The sequence below is a fragment of the Phenylobacterium sp. genome, assembly GCF_031425575.1.
In the GTDB taxonomy this organism is placed as follows: Bacteria; Pseudomonadota; Alphaproteobacteria; order Caulobacterales; family Caulobacteraceae; genus Phenylobacterium.
In genome coordinates this window covers 1-18868 of record NZ_JANPJP010000318.1, presented here as the reverse complement: position 1 = coordinate 18868, position 18868 = coordinate 1, and the positions used below count along the sequence as shown (strand labels likewise).

The following is an 18868-nucleotide window of genomic DNA, read 5'->3' as shown; positions in this document are numbered from 1 at the left end:
GCAGGTGCTGGCGGTGCTGAAACTGGCCGACAAGCCGATGAGCGACCTGGCCCACCAGTTCGAACCCGTGCCCCAGCGCCTGGAGAACGTGCGCTTCGCCGGCGGCAAGCCGCTGGAGGACGAGCAGGTCAAGAAGGTGCTGGCCGCCGCCGAGGTGCGCCTGGCGGGCACCGGGCGCCTAGTGGTCCGCGCCTCGGGCACCGAGTCCCTGATCCGCGTCATGGCCGAGGCCGACGACGAGAAGCTGGTCCGCGACGTCATCAAGGACATTGTCGGCGCGGTGAAGAAGGCCGCGGCCTGAGTCTTTGCCCCGGTCTGCAATTGCGCAGAACCGGCGCCCTACACGCCCATTTGAAGGCCCATGGCGCTGCGGCAAGCTGAACAATGGGTTGCGCGGGCTGTTCAACTCCCAGAATTCATGTCAGCTTCGTAATGTTGGGGCCGCTCGACCGGCCCTGGCAGGAAAAGAAGACAGTCCTTGGGAGGACACATGCAGCGTAGTCCCGTTATCGCGGGCGCGACGCGAGGGCCGATTCGGGCGACCAGCTCGATCGCCTGCCTCGCCTTCGTCGCGCTCCTCGCCGTCGCCTTCTGGGCCGGCGCACTCTGGATCGGAACCGTGCTCTTCAACCTGCTGAGCTAGACGCCGCCGGTTCGTCTGATCGTCGCGGCGCCGCCCAGCGGACGCGGCTCGCCCTGACCTAAGCGCGCCCGATGGAGGCGTACTTGAAGCCCCGCGAGCGGACCTCCTCGGGCTTGTAGATGTTGCGCAGGTCCACCAGGGTCGGGGTCTTCATCAGGCCCTTGATGCGATCCAGGTCCAGCGCTCGGAACTGATCCCATTCAGTGATGATCACCAGCACGTCGGCGCCGGCGGCCGCCTCGTAGGCGTCGGACTTGAAATCCACATCCTTCAGCATGTGCTTGGCCTCTTCCCCCTCGGGGTCATAGGCCTGAACCTTGGCGCCCAGGGCCTGCAGGGCCGGGAGGATGTCGAGGGCGGGCGCGTCGCGCATGTCGTCGGTGTTGGGCTTGAAGGTCAGGCCCAGCACGCCGACGGTCTTGCCGGCCAGGTCGCCGTCGAGGGCCTTGGCCACCTTGGCGGACATGGCCTTCTTGCGGGCGTCGTTGATCTCCACCGTGGTTTCGATCAGGCGCACGGGGCTGCCGGCGTCGGTGGCGGTGCGCACCAGGGCCAGCGTGTCCTTCGGGAAGCAGGAGCCGCCGTAGCCGGGTCCGGCGTTGAGGAACTTGCCGCCGATCCGCTTGTCCAGGCCGATGCCCTTGGCCACCTGCTGCACGTCGGCGCCCAGGGCCTCGCAGAGGTCGGCGATCTCATTGATGTAGGTGATCTTCAGGGCCAGGAAGGCGTTGGCCGCGTACTTGATCAGCTCGCTGGTGCGGCGGCTGGTGAAGACGATCGGGGTCTCGTTCAGATAGAGCGGCCGATAGAGCTCGGTCATCACCGGCCGGGCGCGCTCGTCCTCCAGACCCACCACCACGCGGTCGGGACGCTTGAAGTCCTCGATGGCGGCGCCTTCGCGCAGGAATTCCGGGTTGGAGACCACGGCGAACTGGGCGTCGGGGCGCTTGGCCTTGATGATGCGCTCGATCTCGTCGCCGGTGCCGACCGGCACGGTGGACTTGGTGACGATCACGGTGAAGCCGTCCAGCAGGCCGGCGATCTCCTCGGCGGCGGCGTAGACATAGGAAAGGTCGGCATGGCCGTCGCCGCGGCGCGAGGGGGTGCCCACCGCGATGAACACCGCGTCGGCCTTGGCCACCGCTTCGGCGGCCTCGGTGTCGAAGGACAGGCGGCCGGCCTTCACGTTCTGAGCCACCAGCACGTCGAGACCGGGTTCGTAAATCGGGATGCCGCCGGCCTTCAGCCGCTCGATCTTGCCGGCGTCCTTGTCGATGCAGATGACGTCATGGCCGAAGTCGGCGAAGCAGGCCCCACTCACTAGGCCCACATAGCCGGTGCCAATCATCGTAACGTGCATCATCTACCCCCGAGTTCGTACTGGCCCTGCGTCAGGCCGGTACATGCTTTTGCAGCGCAGCAAAAGTGGCGCCGTTAGATCAGACTTCCTGGTTGTAGGCGCCGACCTCCGGGCGCCTGGCGAGGCGCGGCTTCACCTCTTCGCGGAACAGGGCGCGCATATCGGCGTCCGACTGGGTGCTCTCCACCACCACCACGATCTCGGGCTTGTTGGAGGAGGCCCGCACCAGGACCCAGGAGCCGTCCTCCAGCGCCACCCGGACACCGTTGACGGTGATCACCTCGACGATCTTCCGGCCCAGGATCGTGCCCCCGGCCTGGGCAAGGGCCTCGTACTCGGCCACCACGTCGTCCACCACCCCGTACTTCACCTCGTCGCCGCAATGGGGCGACATGGTCAGAGACGTATAGGCGATGGGCAGGGCCTCTTTCAGCTGTGAGAGTTTCTTGCCCGGATTGCGGTCCATCATCGCCAGGATGGCGGCCGCCGCGGTGAGGCCGCAGTCATAGCCGCGCCCCAGGGGGTCATTGAAGAAGAAGTGGCCACTCTTCTCGAAGCCAGCCAGGGCGCCAAGTTCGGCGGTCTTGCGCTTGATGTAGGAATGGCCGGTCTTCCAATAGACGGTCCTGGCCCCGTTGGCGGCCAGAACCGGGTCGGTGGCGAAGAGGCCGGTGGACTTCACATCGACCACGAAGGTGGCGTCCTGGTGCAGCACCGACAGGTCACGGGCCAGCATCAGGCCGATCTTGTCGGCGAAGATCTCCTCACCCGTGTCGTCCACCACGCCGCAGCGGTCGCCGTCGCCGTCGAAGCCCAGGGCCAGGTCGGCGCCGTGCTGACGCACCGCCTTCGCCATCTCCTGCAGCATCTCGTGGTCTTCAGGATTGGGGTTGTAGCGGGGGAAGGTCCAGTCGAGGTCGCAGTCCATCTCGATGACCTCGACACCCATGCGGCGCAGGGCGTCGGGGGCGAAGGCCCCGGCGGTCCCATTGCCGCAGGCGCAGACCACCTTTAGCGGCCGCTTCACCGCCACGCGGCGGACGATGTCGGCCACGTAGCGTTCCGGCACGCCGGTGACGTGGGTCAGGGAGCCGCCGGGGCGCATCTGGCTCAGGCCCCCCAGGACGATCTCCTTCAGGCGGCCCATCTCGACAGGGCCAAAGGTCAGCGGCCGCTGGGCGCCCATCTTCACCCCGGTCCAGCCGTTCTCGTTGTGGCTGGCGGTGACCATGGCCACGCAGGGGGCGTCCTGGTCGAACTGGGCGAAATAGGCGATCGGCGACAGGGCCAGGCCGATGTCCAGAACCTCGCAGCCCGCGGCCAGCAGGCCGACGGTCAGGGCCTGTTTCACGGAGATCGAGTAGGACCGGAAGTCGTGGCCGATGACGATCTTGGTCTGGCCCAGTTCCTGAATATAGGTCCCCAGTCCCAGGCCCAGGGCCTCGATGCCCAGCAGGTTAATGTCAGGACCGAGCAGCCAACGCGCGTCGTATTCCCGGAAACCCGTGGCCTTCACGAGGGGATAGATTTCGTAGTCGAGGGTGTTGGGAACGAGGTCGGCGCGCGGAACGGGAAGCATCAGGACTCCATCGAATGAGTTCGATCAGGTTCTTAAGGGTCTTGAGGCCTTAAGACCATGCGAACGCATGCCTTTGACTTCCGTTTCGTGACGATGGCTAGACGCCCGCCCGCACCAGATCGTGAACCCGCAAGATTCCGACCGGTCGTTCGCCTTCCACGACGAACAGCACGGTGACCATCGGCAGGGGATCGCTCATCAGGGCCAGGGCTTCGCCGGCCAGCATGCCGGGGGGCGCGGTCTTCTTCGGGCCAGGCGTCATGACCTCGCCGGCGGTGTGGCCCATCAGGCCGTCGATGTGGCGGCGCAGGTCGCCGTCGGTGATCACGCCCTGCAGGGCGCCGTCGGGGCCGGTGACACCGACGATGCCGAAGGCCTTCTCCGTCATCACCAGCAGGGTCTGGGCCATGGGGGTGTCGAGGGAGACCAGGGGCAGTTCGGCCGGCCCGTGCATCAGGTCGCCGACGGTCTGCAGCATGGCCCCCAGCTTGCCGCCGGGGTGGAAGGTTTTGAAGTCCTTGGCCGTGAAGCCGCGCCGCTCCAGGAGCGCGACGGCCAGGGCGTCGCCGAGCGCGATCTGGAGGGTGGTGGAGGTGGTGGGCGCCTTGACCTCGGCGGTGGCCTCGGCGGCGTCGGCCAGCTGCAGCACCACATCGGCGGCCTTGCCCAGCGCGCTCTGCGGGTCGGCGGTCAGGGCGATCAGCGGGATGTGGAAGCGGCGGGAATAGGCCAGGACATCGGCCAACTCCTTCACCTCGCCCGACTTGGACAGGCAGAGCACCACGTCGCCCTCAGCGATCATGCCCAGGTCGCCATGGCTGGCTTCATTGGCGTGGACGAAGAAGGCCGGCGCGCCGGTGGAGGCGAAGGTGGCGGCGATCTTGCGCGCCACGTGGCCCGACTTGCCGATGCCGGAACAGACGATTTTGCCCTTGGCGGCGTAGAGGATGTCCACGGCGCGGGCGAAGGCCGCGCCCAGGCCGTCAGCCTGCTGGGTCAGGGCGTCGGCCTCGGCGGCCAGCACCCGGCGGCCCACGGCCACGGCGTCGAATTCGGTCATTGGGTCGGGGATATGGCTTGGCTCTGCAGGTCGGAGACCGCCTGCCGGGCCTGGTTGACGCGCCTGTTGGCCGCCTCGGTCTCCCGCTGCATCGCCGCCTGCACCGCCGGTGTCCGCTGGGTGGGCGTGCGCCCGAAGACCCCGGGCGAGCGGTCTCCAAGGCCCTGGGGCCAGACAAGGGCCAGGGCCACCATCACAAGGGCGGCCAGGGCGACGGCGGGGAAGAACAGGCGGTCACGCATGATCGGCCGATATAGCCGCTCGAATCGCCTCGGGCTAGCGAACCCTTGACCTCCCGCCCGCCGCACCCTAGCCCCCAGACCTCGCTCGCCGATGGAGGTCTCCCAGTGCCCACCTTGATCCTGCTGCGCCATGGCCAGAGCCGCTGGAACCTGGAAGACCGTTTCACCGGCTGGGTGGACGTGGACCTGACGCCGGAGGGCGAGGCCCAGGCGACCAAGGGCGGGGAGCTGATCAAGGCCGCGGGCATCCAGATCGACCGCGCCTTCACCTCGGTTCTGACGCGGGCTATCCGCACCTGCTGGCTGGCCCTGACGGCGGCGGGCCAGGTCTTTGTGCCGGAGACCAAGGACTGGCGTCTGAACGAGCGCCACTACGGCGGACTGACCGGCCTGAACAAGGCGCAGACCGCCAAGCAGCACGGAGACGACCAGGTCAAGGTTTGGCGCCGTTCCTATGACGTGCCGCCGCCCCCTCTGGCGCCGGGCGGTGAGTTCGATTTCGCGGGCGACCGCCGCTACGCCGGTGCGACCCTGCCCGACACCGAGAGCCTGAAGACCACCCTGGACCGCGTCGCTCCCTACTGGGCCGCCGAGATCGCGCCGAAGCTGGCGGCGGGCGAGACCCTGCTGGTGGCGGCCCACGGCAATTCCCTGCGGGCCATCGTCAAGCTGCTCTACGGCCTGAGCGACACCGCCATCATTGATGTGGAGATTCCCACAGGCAATCCGCTGCTGATCGAGCTGGACGCCGCCCTGAAGCCGATCTCGGCCCGCTATCTGGACGAGGCGCGAGCCACCAAGCTGCCGACCTACGGGGCTTAGCCGCTAGCGGGCGGCGACCCGCAGCGCCTGGGCGATCTTGGCGTCCGTACGGCGGACGGCCAGCAACAGCAGGCCGGCCAGAAAGGCCGGAATGAGCGCCCAGGCCAGGCCCGCGGCGGCGAGGCCGGTGGCCGCGGCGATGCACAGCCCCACCGCGACCTCGGCCAGGGTGGAGACCCAGCTCGACCCTCGGCGGCGGCGAAACTCCGAGCGCTTGGCCGGGCGCTGATACCAGATGTTGATGAGGCCGTTGGCCACCGTCGCCGCGGCGCAGCCGATTGTCGCCGCCAGCCCCGCCCGTGGCTCCAGCACGATGAGGGTCAGCAGGATTGGGACCAGCAGGGCGGCGACCGGGATGAAGGCCGCCGTCAACTTGGCCCGGCGCGCGGTGGCGATGGGAGTGGGGGCGCTGGCGATCAGGTCGGGGGCGTCCTCCGCCGAGACGGTGATCCAGGCCAGGCTGGCGGCCACCTGGCCGGCCACGAAGGTCAGGGCCGCGGCTCCGCCGGGCAGGGCGATCAGCGAGCCGCTGCCCGCGTTGCGCACCAGGACGAAGGCCAGGGGCAGCAGGTAGAGCACCCGCAGCATCACCTGGGACATCAGGGCCGCATCGCGGCTCATCAACCGCAGTTCCTTGCGCACCGTGGCCGCGAAGGCCCCGCCGGTGAACGCCACCGGCCGGGTGCGCGCCTTGACCGCGCTGGCCTCGGCCCCGGCGGCGGCGGCCGAGTCGGCGGCGAACCGGCCCCCCAGCCATAGGTTCACCCCGGCGAACATCGCCAGGGCGGTCACCAGCAGGATCGCTGCCGCTCCCGGGTCGCCCAGCAGGGCGCGCAGGGGCAGGGCCGCCACCGGGTGGATGACGACGCCCGGCGCCGTGGCCGCGGCGACTAGATCGCTCCAGACCGACCCCACCGGGGCGCCGAAGATGTTTCGCGCCTGCGTCACCAGGAAGAACCCTGCCCCGATCAGGGCCGAGGCCACCTGGGCGACGGTGCGGGTCCGGCGCGGACCGATGGCGGCGAACATGCCCATGGCCACCACCAGGCCGCAGGCCGTGGCCGCGATGGCCACGCTCGCCAGGACCAGGAAGGCCGACAGCCAGGGCGGGTGGCCGATCAGGGCGATGGGGATCAGGAAGGGGCCCAGGAAGGCCGAAAACACCAGGAACAGGTTCAGGGCGATGGCCGCGAACCGCACGGTCAGCACCTTGCGCGGACTTATGGGCGAGGAGAACAGCAGGTCCAGATCGCCGCGGTCGTAGAGGACGTCGGCGGCGGCGGCCAAGGTCTGGGACAGCATCAGGCTGAAGATCACCGCCAGGATGGCGTCGGCCAGCAGGACGCCCGTAGGGGTGACGCCGATCTCCACCTGGCGCAGCATCAGGCCGATCGGCACGCCGCCAGCCAGGGTGACCAGACCGACGGTGGCGAGCGCAACCCAGCCGCCGCGCCGGTTCTCGCCGCGCCGCGCCAGCAAGGTGCGCCAGCCCAGCCGCATCTCGTGGGCCAGCAGCCATAGGGTCGAGCCCGGCTTGGCGATCACGCGGGCCCGGGCTCGGTCTGGCCGGTGAGGTCGAGGAACAGATCCTCCAGGCTGGCCTCGCCGTCTCCGGCCTGGGCCCGCAGTTCCTCCAGCCGTCCCTCGATGAGCAACCGGCCGTGCTGGATGATGCCGATGCGGTCGGCCATCCGCTCGGCCACCTCCAGGATATGAGTGGTGAGGATCACCGTCGCCCCGGCCCGGGTGCGGGCGGTCAGCAGGTCCTTCACCTGGCGCGCGGCGCCGGCGTCCAGGCCGGTGAGCGGTTCGTCGAGGATCAGCAGTTTCGGATCATGGATCAGGGCGCCGGCCAGGGCGGTCTTCTGCTTCATGCCCCGCGAAAACCCCTCACACCGGCGGCCGCGCTCGTCCCAGAGGCCGAGCATCCGCAGCAGCTCCTCGGAGCGGTCGCTGGCGGTCGTGGCCTCCACGCCCCACAGCCCGGCCACGAACTCCAGATACTCGAGGGGTGTCAGGCGGTCGTAGAGCATGGGCTCGTCGGGCGCCCAGGCTATGAGCTGCTTGGCGGCCATGGGGTCGGCAAGCGCATCGACGCCGAAGACGCTGATCGACCCGCTGTCGGGCTTCAGCAGGCCCGCCACCATGCGCAGGGTGGTGGTCTTGCCCGCGCCGTTGGGACCCAGCAGGGCGTAGAGTTCGCCGGAGCGGACCGTCAGGTCCAGGTTGTCCACCGCGGGCGTCCGGAACGTCTTGTTGAGGCCTCTGATCACCAGTGCGTCGGTCACGAAGCCCTCCCGTCAGGCCCGACTATGGGCGAGGGGCGAAGCGGGCTCAACCGCGCGGACTTGCAGGGAACACCTCGGGCGCCTCACAACCCCGGCATGACCGACGATGATCACATGCGCGCCGCCATCGCCCTGGCCCGCACCCAGCTCGGGAAGACCGGCGCCAACCCGTCGGTCGGGTGCGTGATCGTGGCCGCGGGCGTGGTGGTGGGGCAGGGGGTCACCCAGGCCGGGGGCCGCCCCCATGCCGAGGAACAGGCCCTGGATCAGGCCGGCGAGGCCGCCCGTGGCGCGACCGCCTATGTCACCTTGGAGCCCTGCGGCCAGAGGTCCGCCGGAACGGCCTCCTGCTCGGAACGGCTGGTGGCGTCGGGGGTGGCGCGCGTGGTGATCGCCTGCACCGACGCCTCAACCTATGCGTCGGGACGGGGCACGGAGAGGTTGCGGACCGCGGGCCTCAAGGTGGAGCTTGGTCTGCTGCAGACCGAGGCTGGGGGCCTGTACGCGGACTATCAGCCGCCCACGACTTAGTGATTCTTCACCGTGTTTTCGCTAAGTGGCGGAAACAGCGTGTTAATTGCGAGAACCTATTCTGGGGGTAGTAAGTTCAGGGTCCCCCAGCCTCCCATGTCGCTTCAAACCGCAACGATCCAGGATCTCCAGCCTCTCACCCAGGCTGAGGTCGACGCCATCTGCGCCAAGCATGACCGGCTCTGGACCTCCAAACCCGGCGGGGCCCGGGCGGTGTTCGCCTGGAAGAACCTGACCGGCCTGGACCTGCGCGGACGGAATCTCTGCGACGGCGATTTCACCGGCGCGATCCTGTCCGACTGCCAGCTGCAGGGCACCCGCCTGGACCACGCCAACCTGTTCGGCGCGGACCTTCAGAACGCCAATCTCACCGACGCCTCCATGCGCCGGGCCGACCTGCGCGGCGCCTGTCTGCGCAACGCCAACCTGACCGGCGCCGACCTCTTTGAATGCGACCTGCGCGAAGGCTCCATCGCCTCGGTGGACCGCGTGCAGGGCCTGAAGGTCATGGAGCACCAGAACCGGGCTGGCGAGATGCAGGGCGCTATCCTGGCCGGCGCCAACCTGGAGCGGTCGCGCCTGTCGGGCGTCATGGCCGTCCGGGCCGACTTCACCGACGCGGTGCTCAAGGACGCCAAGCTCGTCCGGGCGAACCTCAAGCAATGCACCATGACGGGCGCCAATATGGCCGGGGCCGATCTTTCCGGCGCCGATCTGGCGGGCGCGGACCTGCGCGACTGCATCCTCGTGGGCGCCAAGACCTACTCCTGGAACATCAGCCAGGCCGACATGCGCGGCGCGCTCACCGACCAGCCCTCGGGCAAGGCGGTTTCCGACCTGCCTTACAAGACCATGATCCGCGACCACGCCCGCTGGTGCGAGACCGGTGGGGCCGAAGGGTCGCCCAGCGTGTTCGACAACGCCGACCTGCGGGCTCTCGAGACGGTGAGAGGTTTCAACCTGACCGCGCTCTCGGCCAAGGGCGCGGTGTTCTATGGCCTCGACATGGAGGGCGTGCAGCTGCAGGGCGCAAACCTCGAGGGCGCCGACCTGCGGGCCTGCAACCTGCGCCGCGCCGACCTGCGGGGCGCGCGCATGATGGGCGCCAAGCTGGCCAGCGCCGACCTCCGCGACGCCCAGATGGGGCCGCTGCTTTTGGGAGGCGACCGCATCCTGCCCTGCAATCTCACCGGCGCCAGCCTGAAGAACGCCGATCTGGCGCGCGCAGATCTGCGTCACGTCCTGCTGACCGACGCCGACCTGAGCCGCGCCAACTTCACCAACGCGCAGCTGCGGCAGGCTAGTCTGACTGGCGCCCAGAAATGGGGCGCCCGGGGCCTGGGCGAGACGATCTGATCACCCTGCCTGTTCACCCAGCGTAAAGCTTAAGGGTTCGGTTGTATCTGGGGTCTAGAGAACTCCCAGAGATCGCCGTTCGCCAGGGCCTCACCGCATGACCAACATCACCTTATCCGGCCGAAGAAAGCTGTCTGCCGGCGAGATCGAGCTGATCGTCTCCGGCCATGAGAAGTTCATCGCCCGGCGGCCCGGTGGCAAACGCGCGGTCCTGAAGTTCGTCGACCTCTCCGGCGCCGACCTCGCGGGCCGCAACCTCGCGGACGCCGACGTCTCGGCTTCGATCTTCGACGGCGCCAAGATGGCCGGGATCAATCTGGAACGCGCCATCCTGTTCGGCTGCGATCTGCGCAAGGCCGATCTGCGCCGCGCCCGTCTGGTCCGCGCCGACCTGCGGGGCGCCTGCCTGCGTGGCGCCAATCTCTCCCAGGCCGACCTGACCCAGGCCGACTTCCGGGTTGGCCAGGTGGCCCTTCCGCATCCCTCCAAGGGCCTGGCCTCGGTGGTCCACCAGACCCGTGAGGGCCAGCTGGACAACGCCATCTTCGCCGGCGCAACCCTGGACGGCTCTCAGCTCAACGACGCCTCGGTCTTCGCCTCGGACTTCACCGACTGTTCCTTGAAGGGCGCGAAGATGTCCGGCGCGAACCTGAAGGACGCCAATCTGTCGGGCGCCATGCTGGACGGCGCTGACGTGGCCAACACCAATTTCGAGGGCGCCAACCTCTCCTTTGCGACGATGACCGGGGTCGACGTAGCCCAGGCCCGCACCTACGGCGCCAACATGTCCGGCGCCATCCGCGCGCCCACCCCCGCCGCCATCGAACGGGCGGAGGAGCTGTTCGCTCGCGCTCAAAGCAACCACCTCTGGTGCCAGACCGGCGGCCGCGAGGGAAAGCCCGCCAACTTCGACCAGGAAGACCTGCGTCCCCTGGCCGACCGCCTGCGCGGCCTGCGGCTCAGCGCCATGAGCGCCAAGGGCGCGATCATGGTTGGTCTCGATCTCACCGGCTCTCACCTGCAGGGCGCGCAGCTGGACGGTGCTGACCTGCGCGGCGTCTGGATGCGGGACGCCGACGCCCGCGGCGCGCGGCTGACCGGCGCCAACCTCACCAAGGCCGATCTGCGCGGCGCCATCTTCGCACCCCTGCCGCTCAGCGCCACCCGCCAGACCGCCGCCAGCTTCGAGCGGACCAATGCTCGGTACGCCCTGGCCCAGGGGGCTGACATGACCGGTGCGGTGCTGGACGGCGCCGACCTGCGTGGTTGCGACCTGACCGACGCCCGGTTGAGCGGGGCCAGTGTTCGAGACGTGCAGCTATACGCCACCCTCGGCTTCGAGCTGGCCCGCGCCGCCGCCTGAGCGTTCGCTGCCGCGGCGTCAGCAGCGTAGCCTGACCTCCTGAAGTCATGAGGAGGCTCCCGTGCAGACCGTCAGCGTGGAAACCATCGGCCGCATCGCGGTCGTCACCATCGAGCGGCCAGGCGCCCGCAACGCCGTCGACGCCCCGACCGCCCAGCAGCTCTACGAGGCCTTCAAGAGCTTCGACGCCAACCCCGACCTCGACGTGGCCGTCCTGCAGGGGCGGGGCGGGACCTTCTGCGCGGGCGCCGACCTGAAGGGGGTCAGCGAGGGGCGCGGCAATCCGCTGCATCGCGAAGGCGACCTTGGCCCCATGGGCTGCACGCGGCTGGAACTCTCAAAGCCGGTGATCGCCGCCGTGGAGGGGCACGCCGTGGCCGGAGGAATCGAGGTCGCGGCCTGGTGCGACCTGCGGGTGGCTGCAGAGGGCGCGATCTTCGGGGTGTTCTGCCGTCTGTTCGGGGTTCCCCTGATCGACCTTGGCACCGTGCGTCTGCCTCGCTTGATCGGCCACTCCCGCGCCATGGACCTGATCCTTACAGGGCGACCGGTCGAGGCGGCGGAGGCCTATGCCATCGGCCTGGCGAACCGGCTGGTCCCCAAGGGCGAAGCGCTGAAGCACGCCATCGAACTGGCGCAGCAACTCAGCGCCTTCCCCCAGGCCTGCCTGCGCAGCGACCGCGCCTCGGCCATCGCCCAGTGGTCAATGGATTGGCCGACCGCCACCACCAATGAGGTTGATCTTGGCCGCGAGACCCTCAGGTCAGGTTCAGCGGTTCAGGGGGCGGCCCGCTTCGCCGCCGGCGAGGGGCGACACGGAAAGTTCTAGTGTGCGGGACGCACGGCCGCGCGCGTCTCGGCGGCGCTGACGACGGCGTCCTTGTCGGTGTCCAGGCGGGCGAAACGCCTGCGGGTGTGGGCCTGCACATCGGCCAGGGTGACCTCTCCGTCCGTATCGGTGTCGGCGCGCATCAGTCGGCCCCCGGCGCCCCAGCGGGGGCCGGAGACCTCGCGGTCGGCGCGGGCCTGCTCCAGTTCCTCGGTCGTCACCTTACCGTCCTGGTCGAGGTCGGCCATGGCGAAGCGGTCCCGGGCGCGCGCCAGCATATCGTCCAGGGTCCTGGGCTCGGCCAGGGCGCGCCTGGTCGCGGCGGGGACCGCCGAGGTCATCGGATCGATCGCCGCGACGGTCTTCTCCGCCTTGGGCGCGCACGCGGCGAGCGCCATCAGGACGAGGACTGAGGCGGCGGGAACGATGCTGTTCATGATGTCCTTGTCGGGGCGCCCGGAGGCCCCGAGGGGCTGAAGGCGACGACGGGCTGGTTGTTGTTGCGATGAACGAGGGGATCAGGCAGGCGCCGAGGGCATGGCCTGACCACGTAATCGGAGCATGACATCATCGAACTGAGCCCTGGCTGAACGCCGGGTATCATCTTCAGTTCATCATATCGGCTGCGAAGCGTTGCGCTTTACAGCCGATAGGATGAGGCCTCGTTGACCCTGGATCCGCGGCGACGGTCACGGAAAAGGGCGGCGCGTCGCCGCGCCGCCCTTCCGGTGAGCCAGCCCGAGAGGGTCAGGCGGCCTTTTCACCTTCGATGAGGCCGGTGGCCTCGCCCGTGGCGATCTCGATCCGGCGGGGCTTGAGGGCCTCAGGAAGCTCGCGGTTCAGAGAGATGGCCAGCAGGCCGTCGGAGAGCTTGGCCTCGGTGACCACCACATAGTCGGCCAGCTGGAACCGGCGCTCGAAGTCACGCTCGGCGAGGCCGCGATGCAGGAAGCGGCGCTGGTCGTCATTGGCGGCCTTGCGGCCTTGCACGGTAAGGAGGTTTTCCTTGACCTCGATGTTCAGTTCGTCGGGACGGAAGCCCGCCACCGCAATCTCGATGCGGTAGGCGTTCTCGTCGGTGCGCTCGATGTTGTAGGGCGGATAGCCGGTGGCGGCGTCCGCGCTGGCGGTTTCAAGCAGGGCCGCGAGACGGTCGAAGCCGACGACAGAACGATAGAGGGGGGAGAAATCGACAGTACGCATGTGGGTTACATCCTTCTTGGCTTAAGCAAGGTTGCAGGTCAGGGATGCAGGCGTCGCACGCACCGAAGTCACGCGCGGCCTGGAAGGCCCGGAATTCCAGCGCCTTCGACGCCTTAGGTAGGCGTCTCTTTTCGAGCTTCAAGGGGGTTTGTTCTGACGCAAACGTCATGGCGCGGGGCCTTGCCAAGGAAGGCTTGGCCATTAGGGTCGCGCGGTCCCAAACACCCTGAGGTTCGCTCGATGTCCGCCCGCTCGCTCGTCCTGCTCTCCGCCCTGGCCGTTATCGCCGTGGCGCCCGCCGCCCAAGCCGCGGAGGACAAGGCGTTGAAGGCCGCTGTCGCCGGCCCGGCCCGCACCGAGGCCCATACCGTCCGCGACGCCGCCCGCCACCCCTATGAGACCCTGGCCTTCTGGGGCGTGAAGCCCAAGCAGACCATCATCGAGATCTCGCCCGGGAGCGGGTACTGGACCGAGATCCTGGCGCCCTACGCCAAGGCCACCGGCGGAACCTACATCGCCAGCGCCGCCGACCTGGACAATCCCAAGCTCTCGGAAGCCGCCCGCAAGGGGCGTGCGGCCTTCGAGGCCAAGTACGCCGACGAGGCCAAGTTCGGGAAGGTCGGCTTCGTGAACTTCGGGGCCGAGTCCAAGCCCCTGGGATCGGCTTCGGCCGACATGGTGATCACCGCCCGCAACATTCACAACTGGCTCTGGCAGCCCCCGATGCTCGACAAGGCCATGGCCGACTTCTACGCCGTGCTGAAGCCGGGCGGAGTGCTGGCTGTCGAGGAGCACCGCTCCGATCCGCGGCCGCAGAACGGCGACGCCCGGGATGGCTACGTCTCCACCGCCAACGTGGTGGCCGCCGCGGAGAAGGCCGGCTTCAAGCTGGCCGCCTCGTCTGAGGTCAACGCCAATCCCAAGGACACCAAGGATCACCCCTTCGGCGTCTGGACCCTGCCGCCCGTGCGTCGCAACACCCAAGGCGACAAGCCCGCCGATCCCGCCTTTGACCGCGCCAAGTACGACGCCATCGGCGAGAGCGACCGCATGACCCTGCGCTTTGTCAAACCCCGCTGAGCCGCGGAGTTTTGACCGCCCCGCCGACTGAGGCTACTGCGGTGGGGCGGTTCGCCAGGGGTTCGGGTTCGTAGATGCTCTCAGCAGTCTCTCTGTCGCGGCGCGCGATGATCGCCTCCACCCTGGCGCTCGCCGCCTGCGGCAAGAAGGCCGACACGCCGCCCGCCGCGAAGGCCGGTCCCCTGACCCTGGAACAGGTGGTGGCCGGCGCCTGGCGCGACCCCCTCGACAAGGCCCGCGATCCCTGGCGCCACCCCGTCGAGACGCTCCAGTTCTTCCGCCTGGCGCCTGGCCAAAAGGTCGTGGAGTTCTGGCCGGGAGCTGGCTGGTACACCGACATCCTGGCGCCCTACCTGGCGGCCACCGACGGCAAGCTGTTCGCCGCCGACCTGCAGACCAACGATCCCGGCGAACCGGCCGCTGCGGAGATCGTGGCCGCCTACCGCCGCAAAATCCGCTCCCAGCCTAAGCTCTATGGCGACGTTGAGATCACCTCCTTCGGCCCCACCAGCGGCGTGGTGGCGCCGGCGGGCTCGGCCGACCTGGTCCTGTTCCTGCGCAACCTGCACAACTGGATGGCGGCGGGCATCGCCGAGAAGGCCTTCCACGACGCCTTCGTGGCCCTGAAGCCAGGCGGCGCCCTGGGGATCGAGGAGCATCGCGCCTCGGCCGGGATCGTGCAGGACGTGCTGGCCGCCGACGGCTACGTGCAGCAGGCCTATGCCATCCAGCTGGCCCAGGAGGCGGGGTTCATCCTCGACAAGACCTCGGAGATCAACGCCAACCCCATGGACACCAAGGACCATCCCTTCGGGGTCTGGACCCTCCCGCCGGTGCGTCGCTCCTCCCCCCGCGGCCAGCCCGCCGACCCGACCTTCAACCACGCCAAGTACGACGCCATCGGCGAGAGCGACCGGATGACCCTGCGCTTCGTCAAGCCGACCTGAGGTCCATGGCCAACCCAGACGCCTCCGAGATCGCCGCGGGCTTCGCCGCCGCCGGCTGTGACGGCGCCCTGCATGTGCGCGACCTCGCCACCGGCGCCGAGTTCGGCTTCGAGGCCGACCGTCCCGTGGTCCCGGCCTCCGTGTTCAAAGTCCTGGTGGCCCTGGAATTCTACGCCCGGGCGGCCGAGGGGGAGATCGATCCGGCCAAGCAGGTCGACCTGCGCCCCGCCGTCGTGACGCCGGGCCCGGTGGGGATCTCCAACTTCCAGGATCCGGTGCGGCTGTCTCTGCGCGACCTCGCCGCCATGATGCTGACCCTCAGCGACAACGCCGCCACCGACCTGCTGATCGCCCGTGTCGGCCTCGACGCCGTCAACGCCCGCGCCGTCGGCTGCGGCTGCCGCGAGACGCGCATCGTCAGCGACCTGAAGGCGATGCTGGACGCCATGGCGGTGGAGCTGGAGTTCCGGAACTACGCCGAACTGCTGGCCGCGCAGGCCGGCAAACTGGGACCCGCGGCCCAGGCCGGAAGCACCGATCCTGCCCGCATCGCCGCCGTCGCGGCCCTGGACCCAGCGCGAGGTTCGCGGACCACCGCGCGGGACATGACCACCCTGCTGGCGGCCGTCTGGAACGACACCGCCGCCCTGCCACCGGCCTGCGCCATGCTGCGCGACGTGATGGGCCGGCAGGTCACAAGGCGTCTGGAAGCTGCCGTGCCGGACGGCGGCGCGCTCGCCGCCAAGAGCGGCGCCCTGTTCGGCCGCGTGCGCAACGAGGTGGGGGTGATCACCTGGCCCGACGGCGCGCGCTACGCCGTCGCCGTCTTCACCCAGGCGCACCAGCCCTTCGTCGGCGCCGCCGCCATAAACGCGCAGATGGCGCGCGCGGTGAAGCTGGGGATCGAAGGCCTGTGGGCAGGCTAGCTGTCGGCGCCTTCCCCCGTTGACGGGGGAGACCTCAGAGCTGGGTCTTGTAGTCAGCCATGATCACCTCTTCGGTCACCGGCACCTTGCCCATGTTCAGCTGGTCGAAGATGACCTCCGCCAGGGTGGGCAGGGCCGAGCGGTCCACCTGGGCCTCGGCCTCCCACAGCCGGCCGCGCATGATCGCCTTGGGGCAGTGGAAGAAGGCTTCCTCGACGGCGATGGACAACACCAGGCGCGGCGACTTCCCGAACTCCACGAACTGTTCCAGCAGTTCAGGATCGGCGCTGGCGCTGGCGCGGCCGTTCACACGGTAGCCGTCGTCGAAGCCGGGGATCATGAACATGAACGCGATCCGTCCCGGTCCGGCCAGCAGGTTGCGGAGGGTGTCGAGGCGGTTGTTGCCCGGGCGGTCGGGCAGGAAGATCGTCCCCCCGTCCTCGCTGACATGGACAAAGCCCGGCTCCCCGCCGCGGGGCGAGACGTCGATCGACCCGTCTGGCCCCGCCGAGGACACCACGCAGAAGGGCGAGAGCGCGATGAAACTCCTGCCGTGCTTGTCGACGGTGGCCAGAGCCTTGTCGATCACCAGCTTGCCCGGTTGGCGGTAGATCTGGTCCAGGTCTGCGAGCTCGAGCGTCTTCATGGTGTTCCTCGTTCTTGCGAAGCGTTCTCATCTATGCGTGCCGGTCCCGCGATGTGCAAGATGAACGGGACCCGAAACGCCGGGTCAGACTTGAGCCACCTTGATGCGCTATTCTGTCAGCATCATTTGTTCGAGAGCTGGAACATGTTGCGAATCCTTACTGCTGGCCTGCTCACCCTGGCCGCCGCGGCGCCTGCCCTGGCCCAGGAGTCCACGATTCAGCCCGGCTATTGGGAGGTGACGAACAAGGTCCAGGCGGTGATCAGCCAGACCAAGAAGGAGCGACGCTGTATCACGCCGTCGGAGGTCGCCAAGTTCACCATGGGCCCCAGCAACCGCCACTACGCCTGCACCTATCCGACCCGGGTCTTCCAGGACGGCAAGATCACGCTCAAGGGAACCTGCGCCAGCAAGAAGGGCCGTCAGGTCGCCATCGAGGCCAAGGGCAGCTATTCCCCCAGCACCTTCAAGTTGGTGGCCGACGTCGACACCACCTATGCTGGACTGCCGCTCGGCGGCCGCTTCACCACCGATGCGCGCCGCTTGGGCGACGCCTGTCCCGCACCGGTCAAGGCGAGCTGATCTGGAGGCCCTGAAACCCTTCGCTAAACCTGAGAAAAGCGTCGCCGTTTACATCATTCGCGCGAGAGGCGAAGGTGCCCCTTACACCGACCGGGAAGGGGCTGAATCCTTGGCGAGCTTGCAGGAACTGACCGAACGGGTGCGGACGGGCGTGGGCGACGACTCCGGCCTCGGCAAGTCTGTGAAGTTCGACCTCAAGGGTGAAGGCTTCATCCACATCGACGGCGGGGTCGTCAGCAATGACGACAAGCCCGCCGACCTGACCATCACCATCAGTCAGAACGACATGAAGGCCATGGGCAAGCGCCAGCTCGACCCCATGACCGCGGTGATGAAGGGGCGCATGCGGCTGTCTGACATGGGCCTTGCCATGTCCCTGCAGCCCCAGGTCCAGCAGTTGTTCTCGAAGATGGTGGCTGACCATGGCTGAGGCCGCGCCCCTGGTCGCCATCCCCTCCGCCCCGATCCCAGCGGGCGGCGTCGCCGAATGGGTGGTCGGCTCGGGCGGCGCGAAGCTGCGTGCGGCGATCTTCAAACCCCAGGGCGCCTCGCGCGGCTCGGTGGTGCTGAGCACCGGCCGCACCGAGCACATCGAGAAGTACTTCGAGGTGGTCGAGGACCTGATGGCGCGGGGCTTCACGGTCCTGGTCCAGGAGTGGCGCGGACAGGGCCTGTCCCATCGCGAGCTGCCCGACCGCCTGAAGGGCCACGCCTACGGCTACCAGACCTTCGTCGAGGACTATCACGCCATCCTGGCCGCCTTCGAGGCGCGCCTGCCCAAGCCGTGGATCGCGGTGGGCCACTCCATGGGGGGCTGCCTCACCCTGCTGGCCCTGGCCAAGGGCGAGTCGCCCCGCTTCGCCGGCGCCGTGCTCTGCGCGCCCATGCTGGGGGTGCGGACCGGAAACACCCCACTCTACCAGGCCAAGCTGATGGCCGCCTGGAAGAGCCTGACCGGACGCGGCGGCCGGTATGTGCAGGACACGCCCGCCGATCCGTTCAGTGAAGTCTTCGAGGGCAATGTCCTCACCCACGATCCCGTCCGCTTCGGCCGCACCCGGGCTCAGGTGGCGGCCAATCGGGACCTGGCGCTGGGCAGCCCCACCTGGGGCTGGCTCGATTTCGCGTTCCGCGCCACCGCCTATCTCGCCAATCCCGCAAACCTGCGGAGCGTGAAGATCCCCGTGGTCATCGTTTCGGCCGGAGACGACAAGCTGGTCGTCGACGACGCACAACGATCGGTCGCATCACATCTGCCCGACGGCGAATTCGTCAGCGTGGCCGGCTCCTATCATGAGATTCTTATGGAAACGAACAACAAGCGCTCCGGCTTCTGGGCGGCCTTCGACTCTCTGATCGGCAAGATCACCGGCGCCAAGCCAGCCCCCGCCAAGCCCGCCGCAGCCGCACC

Annotated in this window: 21 protein-coding genes and 1 pseudogene; 13 read left to right on the top strand and 9 right to left on the bottom strand. The window is 68.7% G+C overall.

Annotation, left to right across the window (positions count from 1 at the left end; translation table 11 throughout):
- Positions 1-301: pseudogene (locus RMO97_RS17775) on the top strand (phosphoglucosamine mutase); the annotation flags it as partial.
- Positions 302-490: 189 nt separating this feature from the next.
- Positions 491-643, top strand: coding sequence for a hypothetical protein (locus tag RMO97_RS17770; RefSeq protein WP_310542349.1), 153 nt, complete (start codon positions 491-493; stop codon positions 641-643).
- A gap of 58 nt (positions 644-701) precedes the next feature.
- On the opposite strand, the gene RMO97_RS17765 is transcribed toward RMO97_RS17770, so the two are convergent.
- From RMO97_RS17765 to RMO97_RS17750, 4 genes are all read right to left on the bottom strand, one after another.
- On the bottom strand, positions 702-2003 hold the full coding sequence (locus tag RMO97_RS17765) for a UDP-glucose/GDP-mannose dehydrogenase family protein (RefSeq protein WP_310542350.1): 1302 nt from the start codon (positions 2001-2003) through the stop codon (positions 702-704).
- A gap of 79 nt (positions 2004-2082) precedes the next feature.
- Positions 2083-3582, bottom strand: a complete 1500-nt coding sequence (locus RMO97_RS17760) for a phosphomannomutase/phosphoglucomutase (RefSeq protein WP_310542348.1) — start codon at positions 3580-3582, stop codon at positions 2083-2085.
- Between the two features lie 97 nt (positions 3583-3679).
- Positions 3680-4642 carry a KpsF/GutQ family sugar-phosphate isomerase gene (locus RMO97_RS17755; RefSeq protein ID WP_310542347.1) on the bottom strand — a complete coding sequence of 321 codons (963 nt, stop codon included), beginning with the start codon at positions 4640-4642 and terminating at the stop codon, positions 3680-3682.
- Positions 4639-4884: a hypothetical protein gene (locus RMO97_RS17750; protein WP_310542346.1), complete on the bottom strand. Its 246-nt coding sequence runs from the start codon at positions 4882-4884 to the stop codon at positions 4639-4641. Before RMO97_RS17750 ends, RMO97_RS17755 begins: the two co-directional genes overlap by 4 nt.
- Before the next feature lie 105 nt (positions 4885-4989).
- Here RMO97_RS17750 and gpmA point away from each other — a divergent pair, with 105 nt between their 5' ends.
- A complete protein-coding gene (gpmA, locus tag RMO97_RS17745; RefSeq protein ID WP_310542345.1) occupies positions 4990-5706 on the top strand; it encodes a 2,3-diphosphoglycerate-dependent phosphoglycerate mutase in 717 nt (238 codons plus the stop codon).
- Between the two features lie 3 nt (positions 5707-5709).
- Here the strand turns inward: gpmA and RMO97_RS17740 are convergent, their stop codons facing one another.
- Both RMO97_RS17740 and RMO97_RS17735 read right to left on the bottom strand, forming a co-directional pair.
- Positions 5710-7251 (bottom strand): hypothetical protein, encoded by a 1542-nt coding sequence (locus RMO97_RS17740; RefSeq protein ID WP_310542344.1) that lies wholly within the window; start codon positions 7249-7251, stop codon positions 5710-5712.
- Positions 7248-7994 (bottom strand): ABC transporter ATP-binding protein, encoded by a 747-nt coding sequence (locus RMO97_RS17735; RefSeq protein ID WP_310542343.1) that lies wholly within the window; start codon positions 7992-7994, stop codon positions 7248-7250. The genes RMO97_RS17740 and RMO97_RS17735 overlap by 4 nt, the downstream gene beginning before the upstream one ends.
- 96 nt (positions 7995-8090) lie before the next feature.
- On the opposite strand from RMO97_RS17735, the gene RMO97_RS17730 reads away from it, so the two are divergent.
- The 4 genes from RMO97_RS17730 (at position 8091) to RMO97_RS17715 (ending at position 12073) form a co-directional block, all read left to right on the top strand.
- A complete protein-coding gene (locus RMO97_RS17730; RefSeq protein WP_310542342.1) occupies positions 8091-8525 on the top strand; it encodes a bifunctional diaminohydroxyphosphoribosylaminopyrimidine deaminase/5-amino-6-(5-phosphoribosylamino)uracil reductase RibD in 435 nt (144 codons plus the stop codon).
- Positions 8526-8621: 96 nt separating this feature from the next.
- Positions 8622-9881: a pentapeptide repeat-containing protein gene (locus RMO97_RS17725; RefSeq protein WP_310542341.1), complete on the top strand. Its 1260-nt coding sequence runs from the start codon at positions 8622-8624 to the stop codon at positions 9879-9881.
- A gap of 97 nt (positions 9882-9978) precedes the next feature.
- Positions 9979-11244: a pentapeptide repeat-containing protein gene (locus RMO97_RS17720; protein WP_310542340.1), complete on the top strand. Its 1266-nt coding sequence runs from the start codon at positions 9979-9981 to the stop codon at positions 11242-11244.
- Between the two features lie 61 nt (positions 11245-11305).
- Positions 11306-12073 carry a crotonase/enoyl-CoA hydratase family protein gene (locus RMO97_RS17715; protein WP_310542339.1) on the top strand — a complete coding sequence of 256 codons (768 nt, stop codon included), beginning with the start codon at positions 11306-11308 and terminating at the stop codon, positions 12071-12073.
- Here the strand turns inward: RMO97_RS17715 and RMO97_RS17710 are convergent.
- Complete coding sequence (locus RMO97_RS17710) at positions 12070-12510, bottom strand: hypothetical protein (protein WP_310542338.1); 441 nt, start codon at positions 12508-12510, stop codon at positions 12070-12072. The genes RMO97_RS17715 and RMO97_RS17710 overlap by 4 nt on opposite strands.
- Before the next feature lie 310 nt (positions 12511-12820).
- Positions 12821-13276 carry an Hsp20 family protein gene (locus RMO97_RS17705; RefSeq protein WP_310542337.1) on the bottom strand — a complete coding sequence of 152 codons (456 nt, stop codon included), beginning with the start codon at positions 13274-13276 and terminating at the stop codon, positions 12821-12823.
- 240 nt (positions 13277-13516) lie between these two features.
- Here RMO97_RS17705 and RMO97_RS17700 point away from each other — a divergent pair, with 240 nt between their 5' ends.
- The 3 genes from RMO97_RS17700 (at position 13517) to RMO97_RS17690 (ending at position 16229) form a co-directional block, all read left to right on the top strand.
- On the top strand, positions 13517-14356 hold the full coding sequence (locus tag RMO97_RS17700; protein WP_310542336.1) for a methyltransferase domain-containing protein: 840 nt from the start codon (positions 13517-13519) through the stop codon (positions 14354-14356).
- A 74-nt stretch (positions 14357-14430) separates the two neighbouring features.
- Entirely contained in the window at positions 14431-15303 is an 873-nt protein-coding gene (locus RMO97_RS17695) for a methyltransferase (RefSeq protein ID WP_310542335.1), read from the top strand.
- Positions 15304-15308: 5 nt separating this feature from the next.
- A complete protein-coding gene (locus tag RMO97_RS17690) occupies positions 15309-16229 on the top strand; it encodes a serine hydrolase (protein ID WP_310542334.1) in 921 nt (306 codons plus the stop codon).
- A 34-nt stretch (positions 16230-16263) separates the two neighbouring features.
- On the opposite strand, the gene RMO97_RS17685 is transcribed toward RMO97_RS17690, so the two are convergent.
- Entirely contained in the window at positions 16264-16875 is a 612-nt protein-coding gene (locus RMO97_RS17685; RefSeq protein ID WP_310542333.1) for an MSMEG_1061 family FMN-dependent PPOX-type flavoprotein, read from the bottom strand.
- Between the two features lie 144 nt (positions 16876-17019).
- Here RMO97_RS17685 and RMO97_RS17680 point away from each other — a divergent pair, with 144 nt between their 5' ends.
- The 3 genes from RMO97_RS17680 to RMO97_RS17670 all read left to right on the top strand — a co-directional run.
- Positions 17020-17457 carry a DUF3617 family protein gene (locus tag RMO97_RS17680; RefSeq protein WP_310542332.1) on the top strand — a complete coding sequence of 146 codons (438 nt, stop codon included), beginning with the start codon at positions 17020-17022 and terminating at the stop codon, positions 17455-17457.
- A 109-nt stretch (positions 17458-17566) separates the two neighbouring features.
- On the top strand, positions 17567-17887 hold the full coding sequence (locus RMO97_RS17675; RefSeq protein WP_304780982.1) for an SCP2 sterol-binding domain-containing protein: 321 nt from the start codon (positions 17567-17569) through the stop codon (positions 17885-17887).
- The coding region (locus tag RMO97_RS17670; protein ID WP_310542331.1) for an alpha/beta hydrolase at positions 17880-18868 on the top strand (989 nt) is incomplete at its 3' end. The genes RMO97_RS17675 and RMO97_RS17670, both read left to right, overlap by 8 nt.